The sequence below is a fragment of the Gardnerella sp. DNF00571G genome, assembly GCF_049262695.1.
In the GTDB taxonomy this organism is placed as follows: domain Bacteria; phylum Actinomycetota; class Actinomycetes; order Actinomycetales; family Bifidobacteriaceae; genus Bifidobacterium; species Bifidobacterium piotii.
This window is the reverse complement of the sequence record NZ_CP058396.1, coordinates 33,451-47,933: the sequence shown is the minus strand read 5'-3', so window position 1 is coordinate 47,933 and position 14,483 is coordinate 33,451. Positions and strand designations below refer to the sequence as shown.

Below are 14,483 nucleotides of genomic sequence, written 5' to 3'. Positions count from 1 at the left end.
TCGATTAAAGCGCAAGAAAGCACAATAATTTATTCTTGCGCAATGGCTATTTCTCTGCATGAAGAGGAACGTGTACATTAATAATCCACGAATCGTCATCTTCAATAACTTTAAAAGTTCCGCCAACTCGTTCCGCAAGCAGCTTATGAAAACGCAGTCCATATCCTAATTGCAAGTTAGCAAGAATACCGCGTTGCGCACTATTTATACACGTAATGTGACATTCATTGTCATTAAGTATTACATTCATAGCGTATTCTTTAGGCTTTGCAGCATGCTTTTTTACGTTTGCAAGTAGTTCTCGGCAAATATATTCAATTTGAGCACATTCTTCAAAAGGCAAACGCATTGATTGAGAATCTTCAGCAGTTAAATCACTACTCAAGTCAATGGAACCAATATAGCCAAGCTTTTCAAATGACTTTTGTTCACAGTCAAATAGAGCGCGTAAGCCTGTGCAAAAATCTTTATAACATGTAGTCGATTGCATAACATCGCTAGTGCTTGCAGTTGTAGCATTGTCAAGAAGAGAAATGATATTGCGTGCTTTATGAATAGTTGTAGTAGCACATTGAAGAATCTCTCGCGAATTTTCGTGCTCTTGGTCATGAGTTGTTTGAGGTTCAATAGATTGTTGGGCCATCATCATAATGCTGGAAAGCTCATTAGTTACTTCATCATGTATGCGAATTGCTGCAATAGTGGCATATTTTTGAAAAACGTTGTAACGTTGCGCAAATAACTGTTCCTGTTGTTGGTGAATAGTAGAAATATAGTATTTTACGATTGCGCTAGAAATAAGAGTGATAAGAAGCCACCACGCTAACACATAAGCGTTTTGAAAATCGCATATAACAAAGAACCATAAAGATACTCCACAAGAAGAAAGCACGGTGTACCAAGGTTGAGTAATTATAGCAATTGCCAAACAAATCAATATGGTAAGCATCATAGATGAATAGTTGATATTGGGCGCAACAATTACCAACGGCATCCAAATGAGCACAATAAAAGATGCTTTACGTGGCCATATTGCAATGCATAAGCAGATTACAATCCATACTATTTCAACCGTAATTGCATGCCAATTAGAGTAGTAATGAAGATTATTATAGGAACAAATTTCAAGAATCAAAGTACAACTTATGACTGCACCAATTCCAATTTTCTGCCAAGCATCATGCGGCAAAAAATTTATCATACGCGTTAATAATTTCATAACTACCTACTTTTACACGTTAATTTCTTACACGTTATATGTCATGCGAGTATTTTGCGAGCGCAGCGAGCGCCTGCATGCGACTTTTAACTTGAAGTTTTCCATAAATACGCCGTAAATGCGTGTTGACTGTTGAAACTTTCACATTAAGCTGATCTGCAATCTCTTTCGTAGAATACCCCTGTTTGCACAAGCGCATAATTTCCGATTCTTGAGGAGACAAAACTGAAGTCTTCGGAAGTTGAGAAATCATATTAAACGATTCTTGCGGAGTGTGAAAATAGTCAATATATTGTGGCAATTCTGGGCACCCGTAGCTTGTTGTGCGCGATTGGATAGCTGCAACTACGTCTGATAAATTGTCTTTATGTATTAACGCTTGACCACCCGACTTAGCAACTTGCAATACGTATTCATCCAGCATGTAGGAAGTAATTCCAATTAAAACAATATTGCTATTGCGCTCGCGAATTGCTTTAATTACATCAACGCCACTCATTTCTCTCATTGACATATCTACTAAAAGTACATCAGGAGTATTTTCTGTAACGCAACGATGAATAGCTTGTTTTGCAGAAGAGCACATCCATGCACAAACAAAGTTTTCAGGCAAACGACTTTTTAGAAGAAGTTGCATATATCGCAATACAAGCGTGTCATTATCAACAATTGCGTAAGTAGTGTTCATACAATATATGGTATCTTGTTTCGGAATTTGCTTATCAAGAGATGTGCGATTGTATTGTTTTTCTCAAATTATCAAGATTGTACACATTAAAGTGCCATACGCTAGCACTTTCCGTTGGCACACTCCATTCTTCGGTTTTACTATTGACAGTAAAGCGAATTATTTGAGTTGTTGGCTTATTTATAACTTCAAAATTAGCGAGTTGATTCCACGCAATACGACGAAGATGCTTATCGTCTAATTTAGCTAGATTACCCGAGCCTAAAATGACATTCGGATTAACAATAATAAACTCATTATTAGTGGCAGCAATAATACGCGCATCAACGCTTTGCGCTACATAGAATAATTTAGGTAATAAAAATAGTTTGATTAAATCTTTCCACCAAGGGTCGTACTTCATAGTAAATACATACGTCTTATCAACTGAAAGATTGTGATCTTTAAAGTACTTGACGATATCTTCTTCTCGTATACCGCGCAAAGGATTAGTCATAATAAGCACCTCCTCGTGATTCTTGTTTTGTAAATTACCAACATACTAACGTGCAGATTTTATCTACACAAATAGGCGTACCTATTTTTAACGATAGTGCTTTTAGAAAAACTTTTAAAAAACTTTTACTATTAGCAGTTTGTATGTTTCCAACAATCAATATTTAAGAATATTTCCGTTTTGGAACTATTTTTAAATATCCGCGTACTTACCGAGTTATCGTGGCAGTTTTTGCGATTTTTGTAGTTTTTGCCACGATAACGCATGATTTGAGTGATGCTAGTTTAGCGGAATAACAACATTGACCAGCCAAGTATCATCATCTTTTTGAGCGCTTAAAGATCCACCTAAATGTTCCACAGATTTTTTGTGAAACAATAGTCCTTTTCCAAAAACAAGCCTTTCGCCAAACTTGTTCAACATCGAAATCGAATTCATGCACATTATTTTGCATTCGCGCTCATCAACCGTAACATTCATAGAAAAATCAACGCTAGTATTGCAATGCTTACGAATATTAGTAAGCAACTCGCTGCACATGCGAATAGCACATTGAGCTTTTTCAGTACTAACAGTTGCAGATGCAGCAAAATCACCACTCCCCGAACTTTTATCATTCACTGTTAGAGAGCCATAGTACCCAAGCTGCTCGCAAATCTTACGTTCAGCCTGTAAGCGTGCGCGAATATTGCATAAGAAATCAGTCAAACTTATGCGATTATTGCTATTAGAACTATAAATAAACTGCGTGCTGGCAATATTTGAATCTAAAGAATCATCATACTTATGCTCAGCTTGCTCAAGTAGATTAATAACAAGTCGCGTTTTAGAAAGCGCATTACGAGAATGCTCAACAATCTGCTCTAGCGACTCTTTTGTATGATCACTTTTCTCGGCATACAAAGCATCAGTCGCAAGCAATGTAATATCCGTAATCTCATTGTTCACATCGTCATGCAATTGCAATGCAACAGAAGCAATATAAGACTGGAACTCACTGCGCACAATATCCATTTTTGCGCGATTATTTTCTTCCAACATGTTCAAATACTTGCGCAAAGCGTAACCGCAAATCATGGAAATAAGAATAAAACAAGGAAAAGTAAGCGGAATGTACGCCATTTTTGCAAAGTACATAATATTCAGCGAAACTATGTACGCACAAAGCAAATACTTCCACGAATCGTAAAAGCCTGCAACAAACATGCTAGCGATCAATGAAAAAAGAAAGCAAGTTGCATTTACGCCTGGTACTGCTAACGTTACGCAATATAAAATCGGAGTTACGAGGGATATTTGACGTGAAAAAGCAATCAAAAGAAATATTGCGAACATCCAAACGTATTGGCATATAGATTGCTGCGGGTTATGCCACAAACCAGCTGTATTGCAAGATTGCACATCCATTGACACTACAAGAATCGCCAATATTATGAATAAAGTTCGTTGAATTTTCCAGCTTTTAACCAACTCAATAACGCGCGAAAATGTTTTCATTAACATGCATTATCCGTTTCTTGCAAAAGATTCTGATGATTTTGCAGCGAATCATTAAAATATTGCATATTGCTATTTTGCTCACGATTTTGCATTGCAGCAAATGCGGATATTGCTTGCACTCGGTTAGAAACATGCAATTTTTTGTAAATTCTATGAATATGCGTGTTAATAGTGTTTGGCATAAGACAAAGTTGAGACGCAATCTGATTCGTTGTGTACCCTTTAGCAAGCAGATCCATAATTTTTAGTTCTTGAGGCGGCAAAACGCTGCGCGATCTTGATTTAGAAAGCCTAATAAAAGATTCTTGCGGTGTAGCAAAATCGTAAGCAACGTCTTTAACACAACGGCATCCATACACCTGCTGATTATTACAATATTGCAAAGCTTCTGCTAGCCCTTTGAAATTGTCTTTAGCAACCATTGCTTGCCCGCCAACTTGCGAAACCATCGAAGCGTAGGATCTACAATCGTAAGAAGTCATGCCAATTAGAATAATGCTGTTGTTTTTCTCGCGAATTGCGCGTATTACGTCTACTCCAGACATGTCTTTCATTGACATATCTATCAGAATATAATCTGGAGTAGTTTTTGCTACTTGGCAATATTTCAAAGCTTGCACGCCTGATTTTACGCACCATTTGCACGCGTACTCGCTTGGCAAAAGCTTGCTGAGCACGTTTCGCATAACCGCTAAAACTAATGGGTCGTTATCTACTATTGCATACGTTTTTGGCATAATGGCTTTCTTGCAATCTTATGCTACTTTTCTTATATTCTACTTTATAAGCATGCGCAAAGTAGAGCAAATCGTGTAGTAATAAATGATTACAAGTAATGCATGTAAGTCAAATTTGGTTATAATAAGTAACAATATGTGACTTTTGGTTGCGTTGAAAATTCATTTTCAATAATGATTGCAGCAGGATTATATGACAAAACGACTAGTAGTATTGCACTCCGCAGAAGTAGCTGCGATGGCGTTCGCCTCAGCAGCTGCTTTTATGCGTAGCTTTGACCTTTTCGCTTTGTGGCTTGTTCTAGGACTTCTTTCTGTTGCAATGTATTCTTGTGCATATTTTTTCTTGCTCAACAGCGTTATTAAAGCAAAAAATGCGTATATAGAAAATAATATATCTAAGCTTAGCGGCGCGGGCGCTAACAGCATAAGTAGTGATGTTGAGAATACAGAGAACAACAAAGATTACATAATTACTCTTGAGCGAGAACGCAAAAAAGTCGAATCACAAAATAAGCAAATAATCAACAATTACTCAAATAATTTAATAAATATTATTTCATGCTTTATTTGTGGGATTATTCACGTTCCTTGGATTTATTACTACGGAATTGCAAATGGCGTTTTAACATTGGTGATTCTGTGGCGAGTAATAAAGCGCCCACAAGGTCACCCTATTGATGAAAGCGATTTTTAAAGATTTAAGACTTTAAGGATTTAAGCTTATTGCTGATCTTCCATTGAAAGATTTAATCCTTTTGCAGCATTGCGAAAATATTCTATGTAATCGCCATAGCCGTCTGCAATAATAGCATCCTCTTTTACAACAAAAGAGCCATTTTCTAGCACAATATATTTTGTAAAGAATTCTTCTAATTGCTTAGCTAATTCATCAATTTCATCTTGCGAAAGCTCTTCGCTACTATTTTCCGCAAAGTTATCTTCCTGCTTTTGAATTTGATTAATGCTATTTTCACTAACGTTTCCTATTTTGTTTACGTTATCTTCTGGCTGCCAAGAGTTTATACCAAAATCACTCATGCTTACATTACCCATATTTGCGCTACTCATGTTTGTATCTCCTTGTATTTGTAACATATTCACAACTTATATTCGCAACACATATTTTCAATATATTTGTGCGTTGCTTTAAGTCTAATTACAAACATTTTCCGCGCAATATTGAGTACTGAGTTCTGAGTACATCGTATTGCTCGAGGGATTGCAACATTTATACTAGAAATACAAAACGCATACGAACGATAAGCAATGTACATGAATTAGCTATAATGCTCACAAACAAAACAGCAAATTGGAAGGGAAACAACTCATGAGCAAGGACTATATAAAACTTATTAAAGAAACGCTTATTTGGATTCTTAAGTGGGCAATATTTACAGTAGTCGAATTCCTTATTTTGTGCGTTGCGCTTATATCTTGTAATCATGATTTTGTACAGTTCATGCACGAATACAGTAATGCTATTATTCCATTTATGGCATCACTCGGAGTCATGATGGCAACAATGATTCGCAACGAAGGAACTATTTTTGAAGTCAAAGAGTAAGGTAGTTCAAGATTATTGCGCGGATTGAATTGAGGCCTCTTGACGAGCAACGTCAAGCGCTTTATTGAAGGCGTCACTAGTCCAACTTGCTCCAGCAACAACCGAAATATGCAAATCTTTCAACGGCTTTCCAACGATTTTTCCTGGAATAGCCTCACTAAAAGCGCTCATGTGTTTTTTGGAGATTGGCGTAAACGGATGAGACGTTATTTGCACACTGCTAATATTTCCATTTGCAACGCTTAAATTCACATCAATACTATCTTCTGCAACTGGCCCATACTTAGCTTTGATTTTGTAATCGCCATCTTTGTAATTGCCAGTGTCTGTTTTAGGCGAATTTTGCTGATTTTGCTGATTTTGTGAATCCTCACTTTGCGCAGAAGCGTGCGATTGTTGAGCGCCAGAATCGTAAGATTTTGAAGAATTGCCACTATCGTTTTCGCTTTGACCAGAGTTTCCTGCAAACTCATCATTCATTGGAACAGCGCTCGGCTCACCGCAAGATGCAAGAAAAGCACTTGAGCTAGCCAAAACCGCAATCGCAGCAACCGTTTTTGCAATTTTTTTAGACTTCAAATCATCACGCAAATTATTGCAGCGTGAAACATTGTGAAACATATTGTCTAAAATCATAAATCATCGCCTTTAAATCTTAAATTAAAACTATACACAACTAATCATCTAAAAACTAATCATCTAAATTCGCTAATTTAGGCGACTTAGTAGGCTCATGATTTTGCAAAGATTGCGCAACGCTTTCATCAACATGCGCACTCGTAAACGCAGGCTTGCCACCAATCGCCTCGTACGCTTTGCGCGCATCCTCATTATTCCAACGCTCCCCAACAAGCACACCGTGGTTGAGCATAATTTCACGATCCGCGCATTGAGCTACCAAAGAATCGTGCGTTACAACAATAATCGTAGTGCCCTGGTAATGAAGCTGCTTAAACAAGTCGAGTACAATCTGCTCATTCTTTTCGTCCAAATTACCAGTCGGCTCATCCGCAAGAAGCAACTTCGGGCAGTTAATAAGAGCACGCGCAACACACACACGCTGCTGCTCACCGCCAGAAAGCTGGCTTGGTAAATGATGTGCGCGGTCCTTTAATCCCACGCGTTCCAAAGCTTCCATTGCTTGCGATTCGTCTACAACAGAATGATAGTATTGCGCAACCATCACGTTTTCTACGGCTGTTAAATGTGGCACAAGATAAAACTTTTGAAACACAAGACCGATTACGTTTTTGCGAACGTCTGCAAGCTGGCCCGCGTTCAAATCCTCGAGTTTTCGGCCTTGCAAAGCAACGGAGCCTTTAGACGGCGAATCCATGCACCCAATAATGTTCATTAGCGTAGTTTTGCCAGAGCCGCTCGAGCCAACAATCGAAAGCCACTCGCCTTGCGGCACAGTAAGCGACAAATCGTCAACAGCGCGAAGAGAGCCGTAAATCTTGGAAACATGGTCCAAAGTCAACAGCATTTCTGGCTTGGAATCTGTATTTTCCTGCCTATTTTCTACATTCTCTGCCATATTAAATCCTTAAAAATCCTTAACTAAACATTCTAAAATCACTCTAAAAACACTATAAAAGCTATTCTTCTCGAAGCACAATCGCAGGATCGATTTTTGAAGCGCGCAAAACAGGCGGCAACGCAGCAACGCAAGACGCTGCAACGCTAAACACAATAGAAAACGCCACCAGCCACCAATTCACGCTCAAATCTCGCGCAAACACCATTGACGCAAGCAAGCGCGCAAATCCATACCCTACTGCCGTACCAACGATTCCGCCAATAAAGCCATAAAGCCCAGATTCCGCAGTGAATTCAACGCCAATGCTCTTAGCACTCGCGCCCAAAGCTTTGCGCAAGCCAATCTCATTTCGGCGCTGCTGCACAATCGAAGAAATCGTAGTGCTTACGCCAACCATCATCAGCGCAAGAACAACAAGCGAAACAATCCAAAATAGGCTGCGAAGCATAGCAATAATTCCAGTATCTGCCGCTGTAACTTTAGTAACTTGTTGCGCACGAACACGCATAGAAGTCATATCGTTAATGCTGCGCACAACCGCCTCTACATTCGGCGCAGAAGACGAGTAAGCAATCACGTCCGCGCCGCGCTTAACGCCTGTAAGCGCACGCAAATCCGCGTTAGTTGCGTAAAGCATGGAGTCTTCGGCGTCTCCCGTATCTAAAATGCCGCAAACGCGGAAAGTTGTGCCGTGAGTATCCATAATATCTGTGGAAACTCTGCCTTCAACAAGCTTATTTTGGGAAGATTTTTCCGTTTGATTATCTGCTTGATTATTTTGCGACTTATCTTGCGACTTATCTTGCAACTTTTGTGCAGGCTTATGCGAATCCGAGGAATTATCGCCAGCGCGATACGCGATTGCAATGCGCGAACCAATCTTCAATCCCATAGCCGAAGCAACATCTCGCCCAACCATAACGTTGCCACTGCTAGGCCAAGCACCGTCCACGTTCCAATGCTTATTAAGCGACTTAACAGCGGAAACATCCACTCCAGCAAGCACGTACGGAGCCGCATTAATGCGCACATTTTCGTAACGGTAGGTAGCAGATCGCATAGCACCTTTTGCAAGAACCATGTCGTTAGTGTGCAAAACCATTGCGCGATCAATGCCATTTTTCCACTCGCCTGCAAGCGGCGTCACAATAATATTCGCTCCGTACGTGCGCATTTCGTCACTCATTTGTTGAGGAACAACAATGCAGATTGCAGCCAAGCAAAATAGCGTAGCGGCACCAACAAGAGTGGCAACTACTGCCATAAGCGCACGCGACTTTCGGCGAAAAACCGCGCCCAAAAGCATAGTCGCAAACATTGCGCTATTAGAAGTCATACCCGAACCAGATTTAACGCCCATGAAGCACCTCCGCAGGACGCACATGCAAAATAGAGCGAATAGAAGAGCCAGCAGCAGCAAGAACAGTAATCGCAAGAAGAACAAACACCAGCACAAATACCATTGGTCGAAGCGAAATCGCAGAACCAAACACGCCAAATCCAATCACTTGCGCAACACCAAAGCCTGCAATCATGCCAATAATCGCACCCACACACGCAATAACCGCTGTTTCCATAAGCATTAGCCGCGCAACAGCGCCATCGCGCGCACCCAGCGCCTTGAGCAGCGCAAGCTCCCCCGAGCGCTCCGAAATCGCAGCCGCCATAAGATTCGCAACCGCAACAGCTGCCGCAACCAAGCTAAGCGCCGTCATAAGCACCATCACAGCGCGCGTCTTGTTAAGCACACTGCCTTGCATAGCCGAAACTTGCCGCACTTGCTTTGCAACAGCTCCTGGAATCACTTCTTCAATTTGGTAAGTAATCGAGCTTGGGTAGGCTGTGCAATACCACGTCTCCCACTCTTCTTGGCTAAGAGCCGCTGGATTCTTCGCCGCTTTACGCGCTAAATCGTTTTCTGGCGTAGTCAATGCTTTAACTTCAATCGCCTCAACCATATTTGGCCTATTTGAAAGGCGTTGTGCCTGGCTGGAATCCGCGTAAATCGCGTTATTGTCGCTATCTCCAGAATCATAGATGCCAACAATTTTAAGTGAGATTTGCCTGCCAGAACGAGTTAGTTTTATTCGCTGACCAACTTTTAGATTATGACTTTTAGCAAGATTTGTGCCAACAGCGGCCTCGCGCTTAAAATCGCGTGGGAATCTGCCTTCAATCATCTTCCACCAAGACCGCATTCCTTGCACACCAACAACTGTTGTCTCTCCAGAAGCGAGCGCAAGCTTGCGATTAAACCAAGTGCCAACAATCGGAACTACTGAATTAGTAGATTTAGTGGAGTTAGCAGAATTAGCAGAATTAGCAGATTCAGCAGATTCAGCGGAAGAATTTGCTTTAAGATTTGCATAAATCGTTAGTTTTGGCGCAAAATTCGTTATGTTAAACGCCCAAAAAATCATTTTGATTTTTGCAGCATCCGATTCCTTCAAAAAAGCGGTAGATTCTTCGCTTTCAGCATCCGCCAAAGTTTGCGAAGATTGCGAAGATTGAGAATTACTATAAGCCGACTTTGTGCGAGAGGCATACAAGTCGTTCACAACAGCATTCGACTTAGGCTGAACAATAATATTGGATCCGTAAGAGCTAAGCTCCGCGTTAATTTTGTCTCCAACGTCGTAAACAACGCTAAGCATTGCAACGCTTACACACGCACTCAAGCACACAACAATCGCTATAAGAACTCGCTTTTTAATCTGCCTTGCAAGAGATCGCGCAACCATTCGAATCATAAACATTTGCAAGCACTCCTACTTAAAGTGCGAGCTAAGCACGTCTAAATCGGCTGTGTGAATGGTAATTTTTCCGCCACCAGCCTTGTATGGGAATGGAATCGGGTTGCATCCGCCCTTAAAACCAATAGTCGCCAAATTTATTGCAACATCGCATTTTCGGCATATTATCTTGCCGTCTTTTTCGTAGTAGCCTGCGTCTCCGCAATTTTCGCAAGCATCCAAGCCCACTCCATACGCTCCACCATTTTTCTTGATGATTATAAAGCGCATAACAGTGCCATCTTTAGCTTTGTATTGGAATCTATGCAAGTGGCCATCGCTAATTTGCACAAAGTTGATTGTTGCTACGCCATCATGCAACTCGTACGGTTCTGGCGGCGTAAGCGTTGGCTTAATATTCATAAGAGACACGCCAGCAGTAAGCGTAAGTATTACTACGATTGCAGCCATTAGCGCCGCAAGCGCAGACCTTCTAGACTTGCGCTTAAACGCTCGCTTTGCGCGGATTTGTGCAGGATTTTCTCCATCTACAGGCGTCTTAAAACCAATTACAAGAGAGGCGGACGCAGGAATCAAAAACACGCAAATTTGCGCCATAATCATAAGCGGAGCGTTGTTTATAAGCCAAACAAGAATGCTAAACGAAAAATCGTCTATATACAGCAAAATACTTCCTTGCATAATTTGCAGCAGGGATGTTAAATGCTGAATTAGCAAAATTATTAAGCTTAGAATAATTGCGATTTTAAAGGCGATTTTACTCGCGGTTGTGCTCAAAGAACGAACCATAAGGCTTATGCAAATCGCAGCAGCCGCTCCAAGAATAAATCCTAGCGCGCGAAGAAGCATATCGGAAGTAAACGGAGGCGTGCTGGAGTCAACGAAAATCGTAAGCTGCAAAATAACGTCTGGGAGCGCGTAAAACACTGTAAACGCTAGGCAAAGCGCGCCAATTGCATTACTTATGTGCAAGGGCAGCGGATTTTTGCGCCATTTTGCAACCGTTTTGCCAGACGCACCAACACAGGCGATTGTTGCAATATCTAGCGGAACAGCAATGCAAAGCGCTGGAAGATTCACAAAATTGCGCTGATTAATCACCACGCTTGCGCGCAAAAATGCAAAAACAAGCGCCGCAACTGTTCCAAAAATCAAACCAAAAAGTCGCCAGCGGCAGCTGATTGGCTTATCTCGTCCCTCGCCAACGCTTAGCGTTGCGCTTAATCCCATTGTAAGCAGCGCAAGAGGGAGCAGCCCTGGAAGTACTGTAACGAACAGCCTGAGCATGTTCCCTCCTTTGCTGTTTATGTGTTATTTGTTATCTATTTTTGTTTTTTATTTATGCGCCATTTTGCACTATTTATGCATTACTCATGCATTCCACTGGCAAAACTACCACTGACGTGGAGTGTACTTCCAATCGTCAAAGGTGGCGGTAATTGGCTCAGTCCAGAATCGGCCAGTCACGCCCGTAGCAGGATCTACGTGAAGCATCCAGCCCTTCTTTTCTGGCGATTCAACAGAAAGCACTAACTTGTAGTTTCCAGCCTTATCGAGCTTAACATTTGCACCGTAGTGTGGGCCGTCGGAAGCGTTCATTTGCATAAACGTGCCCTTTACAACAGCGTCGCCGCTCGCCTTATCAATAATTTGATAATTCACAGTCAAATCTGGAATAAACTCGCCCTTTCCGTAGCCAAGCTGTGCACCTTTCTTGTTTGCGTGAATATCTGCCTCAAGGTGGAAGCTTGCCTCGCTTGCCTTTAAGCCCATGCCTGCTGGAACCATGTCGACTGGCTGGAAGTACACAGCGCCAATCGTAAGCGGGCCAATGTTCTGGTCTTGGTGAGGTCCAACTGGAACCTCTTCAAAGCCCTTGTCTCCGCCCTTATCGTCGGCCTTCTGCTCAGATGATTGTGGCTTTGACGCAGACTTTGCTGCGTTTCCGTTTGCGCCACAGCCAGTGAGTGTTAGCATTCCTGCAAGCGCTAAGGCTGCAATTGCCATCATCTTTTTATTCTTCATATCTAACCTTTTCTATTAGTTATTGTTTATTATTGCTTGATTTTTAGTTTTGATTTTTAGTTTTGACTTATCCGTTAACTGTTGCCACGGTTGCTTGCGATTTTCGCGCGCGCACAAAACTCACACACAACAGCGCAACAACTACGATTGCAGCTACGACTTGCGCCGAAATCGTTTCAACGTACGGATAGAATCCAAGCCAATCGTTAGTTGGCAAGCCTTGAATATACGCGCCAGCGAGCGCATCGCCCTCTATAAGCGCATGCACACCTCCGCCAGCAAAAATCACCACTAAGATGCACATAAGCGCGCTTGTTCCTGCAAAGAATGGGCGAATCGGTATGCGCACAGATGCAAAGCGAATCAGCAAGAAGATTACAACTAGAACAGCAGCTGCAGCCACGAATCCGCCCCAAATCATGGAGTCAGCTCCGCTTGATACAGCAAAAATCGCTTGGTAGAAAATCACGGTTTCTGCGCCTTCGCGAAACACTGCTAGGAAGCTTAGCAACGCTAGAGAAATCAGGCTGCCTTTAGAAACAGCTGCCGTTGTTTGGTTGCGAATATACTCGTTCCAAGCTTGCACAGAAGATCTTGAAATCATCCAATTGCTTGTGTACAGCAGCATAAGCATTGCAAACAGCGCCACAACGCCTTCCGTAATCTCTTGCTGCGGTCCAGAGCCATTGAATAACAATCCAAATAGCGCAGCAACAACAAGCGACGCCGCAATTCCAGCAACAAGCCCCATGTAAATATACTTAACCATGCTCTTGTGCCCAGATTTAATAAGATACGCGATTATTGCGGCCACAACCAGCAGCGCTTCCAACCCTTCGCGCAGCAAGATTATAAAAGCCTGGCCAAAGGAGCTTGTTATAAATTGCATAAACGGATTAGCATTGGCCGCCGCTCCGCCGTCTAGTTTTGCAGCATCTTCAATAAGCATTGACTTAAGATCTGTAACGAACTTTTTTGTTTGCGCAAACGACTTGCCATTGTTCATAGCCTGCCTGCACTCTTTGAATTGATATTCAACAGTGCTTACTCGGCTTCCGCTTATTGCGTTCATAACGTTCTTTTCAAAGCCGAGCTTTTCGTAATACTGGTAGTAGGCTTCGTTTACTAAATCAACAGCTTTGGCAACTCCTGGCTTGTTTCCTTTTGCTGCTTTGTATGTTGATGCAGATTTATCTAGTATAACGTTCATTTCTCGCGCTACTTGGCTCCAAGTTCTGCCGTTTCGTCCAAGATTCTTCTTTTTTGCAGCATCTAGCTTTTTGCGTTCTTTTGCGATTTGCGCGCGCAATTTGGATGCATAAACATTCGGCTTATCTAGATTTGCGTTTGAGTCTAATTGAGATGCTGTTTGCGCAACGTCTTCTTCTAGAGCAGATACGACTTCACTAATTTGCGCAGCCTGATTTGGTTGATATACCAGCGTTTGTAACTGTTGGAATTGATCACTTTGCGATTGAACTTTATTCTGACTAATCGTATCTCGCACAACTGTAATCATGTTTGAAGCTACATAAACAGAGTTGTATGCAGCTTGAAACCTGGTTGCTGCTCCTGCCATATTTGCGTTTGCATACTCGCTTTTGCCTTGTTCTAGCTGATCTTTAATAGCTAAAGAAACTTCCGACCAAGTGTTGTATGTTTTATTGGCATCCGTAGCATAAGCAGGCGTTGGAGCTGCGATTAGTCCAGCAAACCCAGCAACACCAGCAAACCCTATTGCGCAACTTACAAAAACGCATATAGCAAGTAAAAATGCATACACTTGCTGTGCTTTTTGGCGCGCTTTTGCACACGCGTGCATAATGTCTCCATATCTCCTTTGGCTCTAATCCCCATCGAGCGCACCCAACTTCTTTTATTTTCGTTCTATTTTTTAGTTTTGCTGGAGCTTTTATCTTTAAGTTTTAGCTTCAGTTTTTAGTCTTCAGTTTTAATCG

At 41.7% G+C, this 14,483-nt stretch carries 15 protein-coding genes; 2 read left to right on the top strand and 13 right to left on the bottom strand.

Annotated features, from left to right (window positions below; all coding sequences use genetic code 11):
• Window positions 1-46: 46 nt before the first annotated feature.
• The 5 genes from HXT30_RS00205 to HXT30_RS00185 form a co-directional block, all read right to left on the bottom strand.
• Window positions 47-1,219 (bottom strand): exodeoxyribonuclease V, encoded by a 1,173-nt coding sequence (locus tag HXT30_RS00205; RefSeq protein ID WP_422111560.1) that lies wholly within the window; start codon window positions 1,217-1,219, stop codon window positions 47-49.
• 34 nt (window positions 1,220-1,253) lie between these two features.
• A complete protein-coding gene (locus HXT30_RS00200; RefSeq protein ID WP_016635753.1) occupies window positions 1,254-1,907 on the bottom strand; it encodes a response regulator transcription factor in 654 nt (217 codons plus the stop codon).
• A 34-nt stretch (window positions 1,908-1,941) separates the two neighbouring features.
• Window positions 1,942-2,403: a hypothetical protein gene (locus HXT30_RS00195; protein ID WP_422111559.1), complete on the bottom strand. Its 462-nt coding sequence runs from the start codon at window positions 2,401-2,403 to the stop codon at window positions 1,942-1,944.
• A gap of 279 nt (window positions 2,404-2,682) precedes the next feature.
• Complete coding sequence (locus tag HXT30_RS00190) at window positions 2,683-3,906, bottom strand: histidine kinase (RefSeq protein ID WP_116285452.1); 1,224 nt, start codon at window positions 3,904-3,906, stop codon at window positions 2,683-2,685.
• Window positions 3,900-4,640: a response regulator transcription factor gene (locus tag HXT30_RS00185; protein WP_116285450.1), complete on the bottom strand. Its 741-nt coding sequence runs from the start codon at window positions 4,638-4,640 to the stop codon at window positions 3,900-3,902. The genes HXT30_RS00190 and HXT30_RS00185 overlap by 7 nt, the downstream gene beginning before the upstream one ends.
• Window positions 4,641-4,833: 193 nt before the next feature.
• On the opposite strand from HXT30_RS00185, the gene HXT30_RS00180 reads away from it, so the two are divergent.
• Complete coding sequence (locus HXT30_RS00180; protein WP_422111558.1) at window positions 4,834-5,337, top strand: hypothetical protein; 504 nt, start codon at window positions 4,834-4,836, stop codon at window positions 5,335-5,337.
• A 26-nt stretch (window positions 5,338-5,363) separates the two neighbouring features.
• On the opposite strand, the gene HXT30_RS00175 is transcribed toward HXT30_RS00180, so the two are convergent.
• Window positions 5,364-5,711, bottom strand: a complete 348-nt coding sequence (locus HXT30_RS00175) for a hypothetical protein (RefSeq protein WP_422111557.1) — start codon at window positions 5,709-5,711, stop codon at window positions 5,364-5,366.
• 259 nt (window positions 5,712-5,970) lie between these two features.
• Between HXT30_RS00175 and HXT30_RS00170 the strand changes: the two genes are divergently transcribed.
• Window positions 5,971-6,207 carry a hypothetical protein gene (locus tag HXT30_RS00170; RefSeq protein ID WP_422111556.1) on the top strand — a complete coding sequence of 79 codons (237 nt, stop codon included), beginning with the start codon at window positions 5,971-5,973 and terminating at the stop codon, window positions 6,205-6,207.
• A gap of 12 nt (window positions 6,208-6,219) precedes the next feature.
• Here the strand turns inward: HXT30_RS00170 and HXT30_RS00165 are convergent, their stop codons facing one another.
• The 7 genes from HXT30_RS00165 to HXT30_RS00135 form a co-directional block, all read right to left on the bottom strand.
• Window positions 6,220-6,843 carry an FMN-binding protein gene (locus HXT30_RS00165; RefSeq protein ID WP_016792838.1) on the bottom strand — a complete coding sequence of 208 codons (624 nt, stop codon included), beginning with the start codon at window positions 6,841-6,843 and terminating at the stop codon, window positions 6,220-6,222.
• 55 nt (window positions 6,844-6,898) lie between these two features.
• Entirely contained in the window at window positions 6,899-7,744 is an 846-nt protein-coding gene (locus HXT30_RS00160; RefSeq protein WP_016792839.1) for an ABC transporter ATP-binding protein, read from the bottom strand.
• Window positions 7,745-7,805: 61 nt separating this feature from the next.
• Window positions 7,806-9,107, bottom strand: a complete 1,302-nt coding sequence (locus HXT30_RS00155) for an ABC transporter permease (RefSeq protein WP_422111555.1) — start codon at window positions 9,105-9,107, stop codon at window positions 7,806-7,808.
• Window positions 9,097-10,503 (bottom strand): ABC transporter permease, encoded by a 1,407-nt coding sequence (locus HXT30_RS00150; protein WP_422111554.1) that lies wholly within the window; start codon window positions 10,501-10,503, stop codon window positions 9,097-9,099. The genes HXT30_RS00155 and HXT30_RS00150 overlap by 11 nt, the downstream gene beginning before the upstream one ends.
• A 12-nt stretch (window positions 10,504-10,515) precedes the next feature.
• A complete protein-coding gene (locus tag HXT30_RS00145; protein WP_422111553.1) occupies window positions 10,516-11,787 on the bottom strand; it encodes a Fe-S-containing protein in 1,272 nt (423 codons plus the stop codon).
• A gap of 105 nt (window positions 11,788-11,892) precedes the next feature.
• On the bottom strand, window positions 11,893-12,525 hold the full coding sequence (locus tag HXT30_RS00140; protein WP_004131558.1) for an iron transporter: 633 nt from the start codon (window positions 12,523-12,525) through the stop codon (window positions 11,893-11,895).
• Between the two features lie 67 nt (window positions 12,526-12,592).
• A complete protein-coding gene (locus HXT30_RS00135) occupies window positions 12,593-14,347 on the bottom strand; it encodes an FTR1 family iron permease (RefSeq protein WP_422111552.1) in 1,755 nt (584 codons plus the stop codon).
• Between the last annotated feature and the right edge of the window lie 136 nt (window positions 14,348-14,483).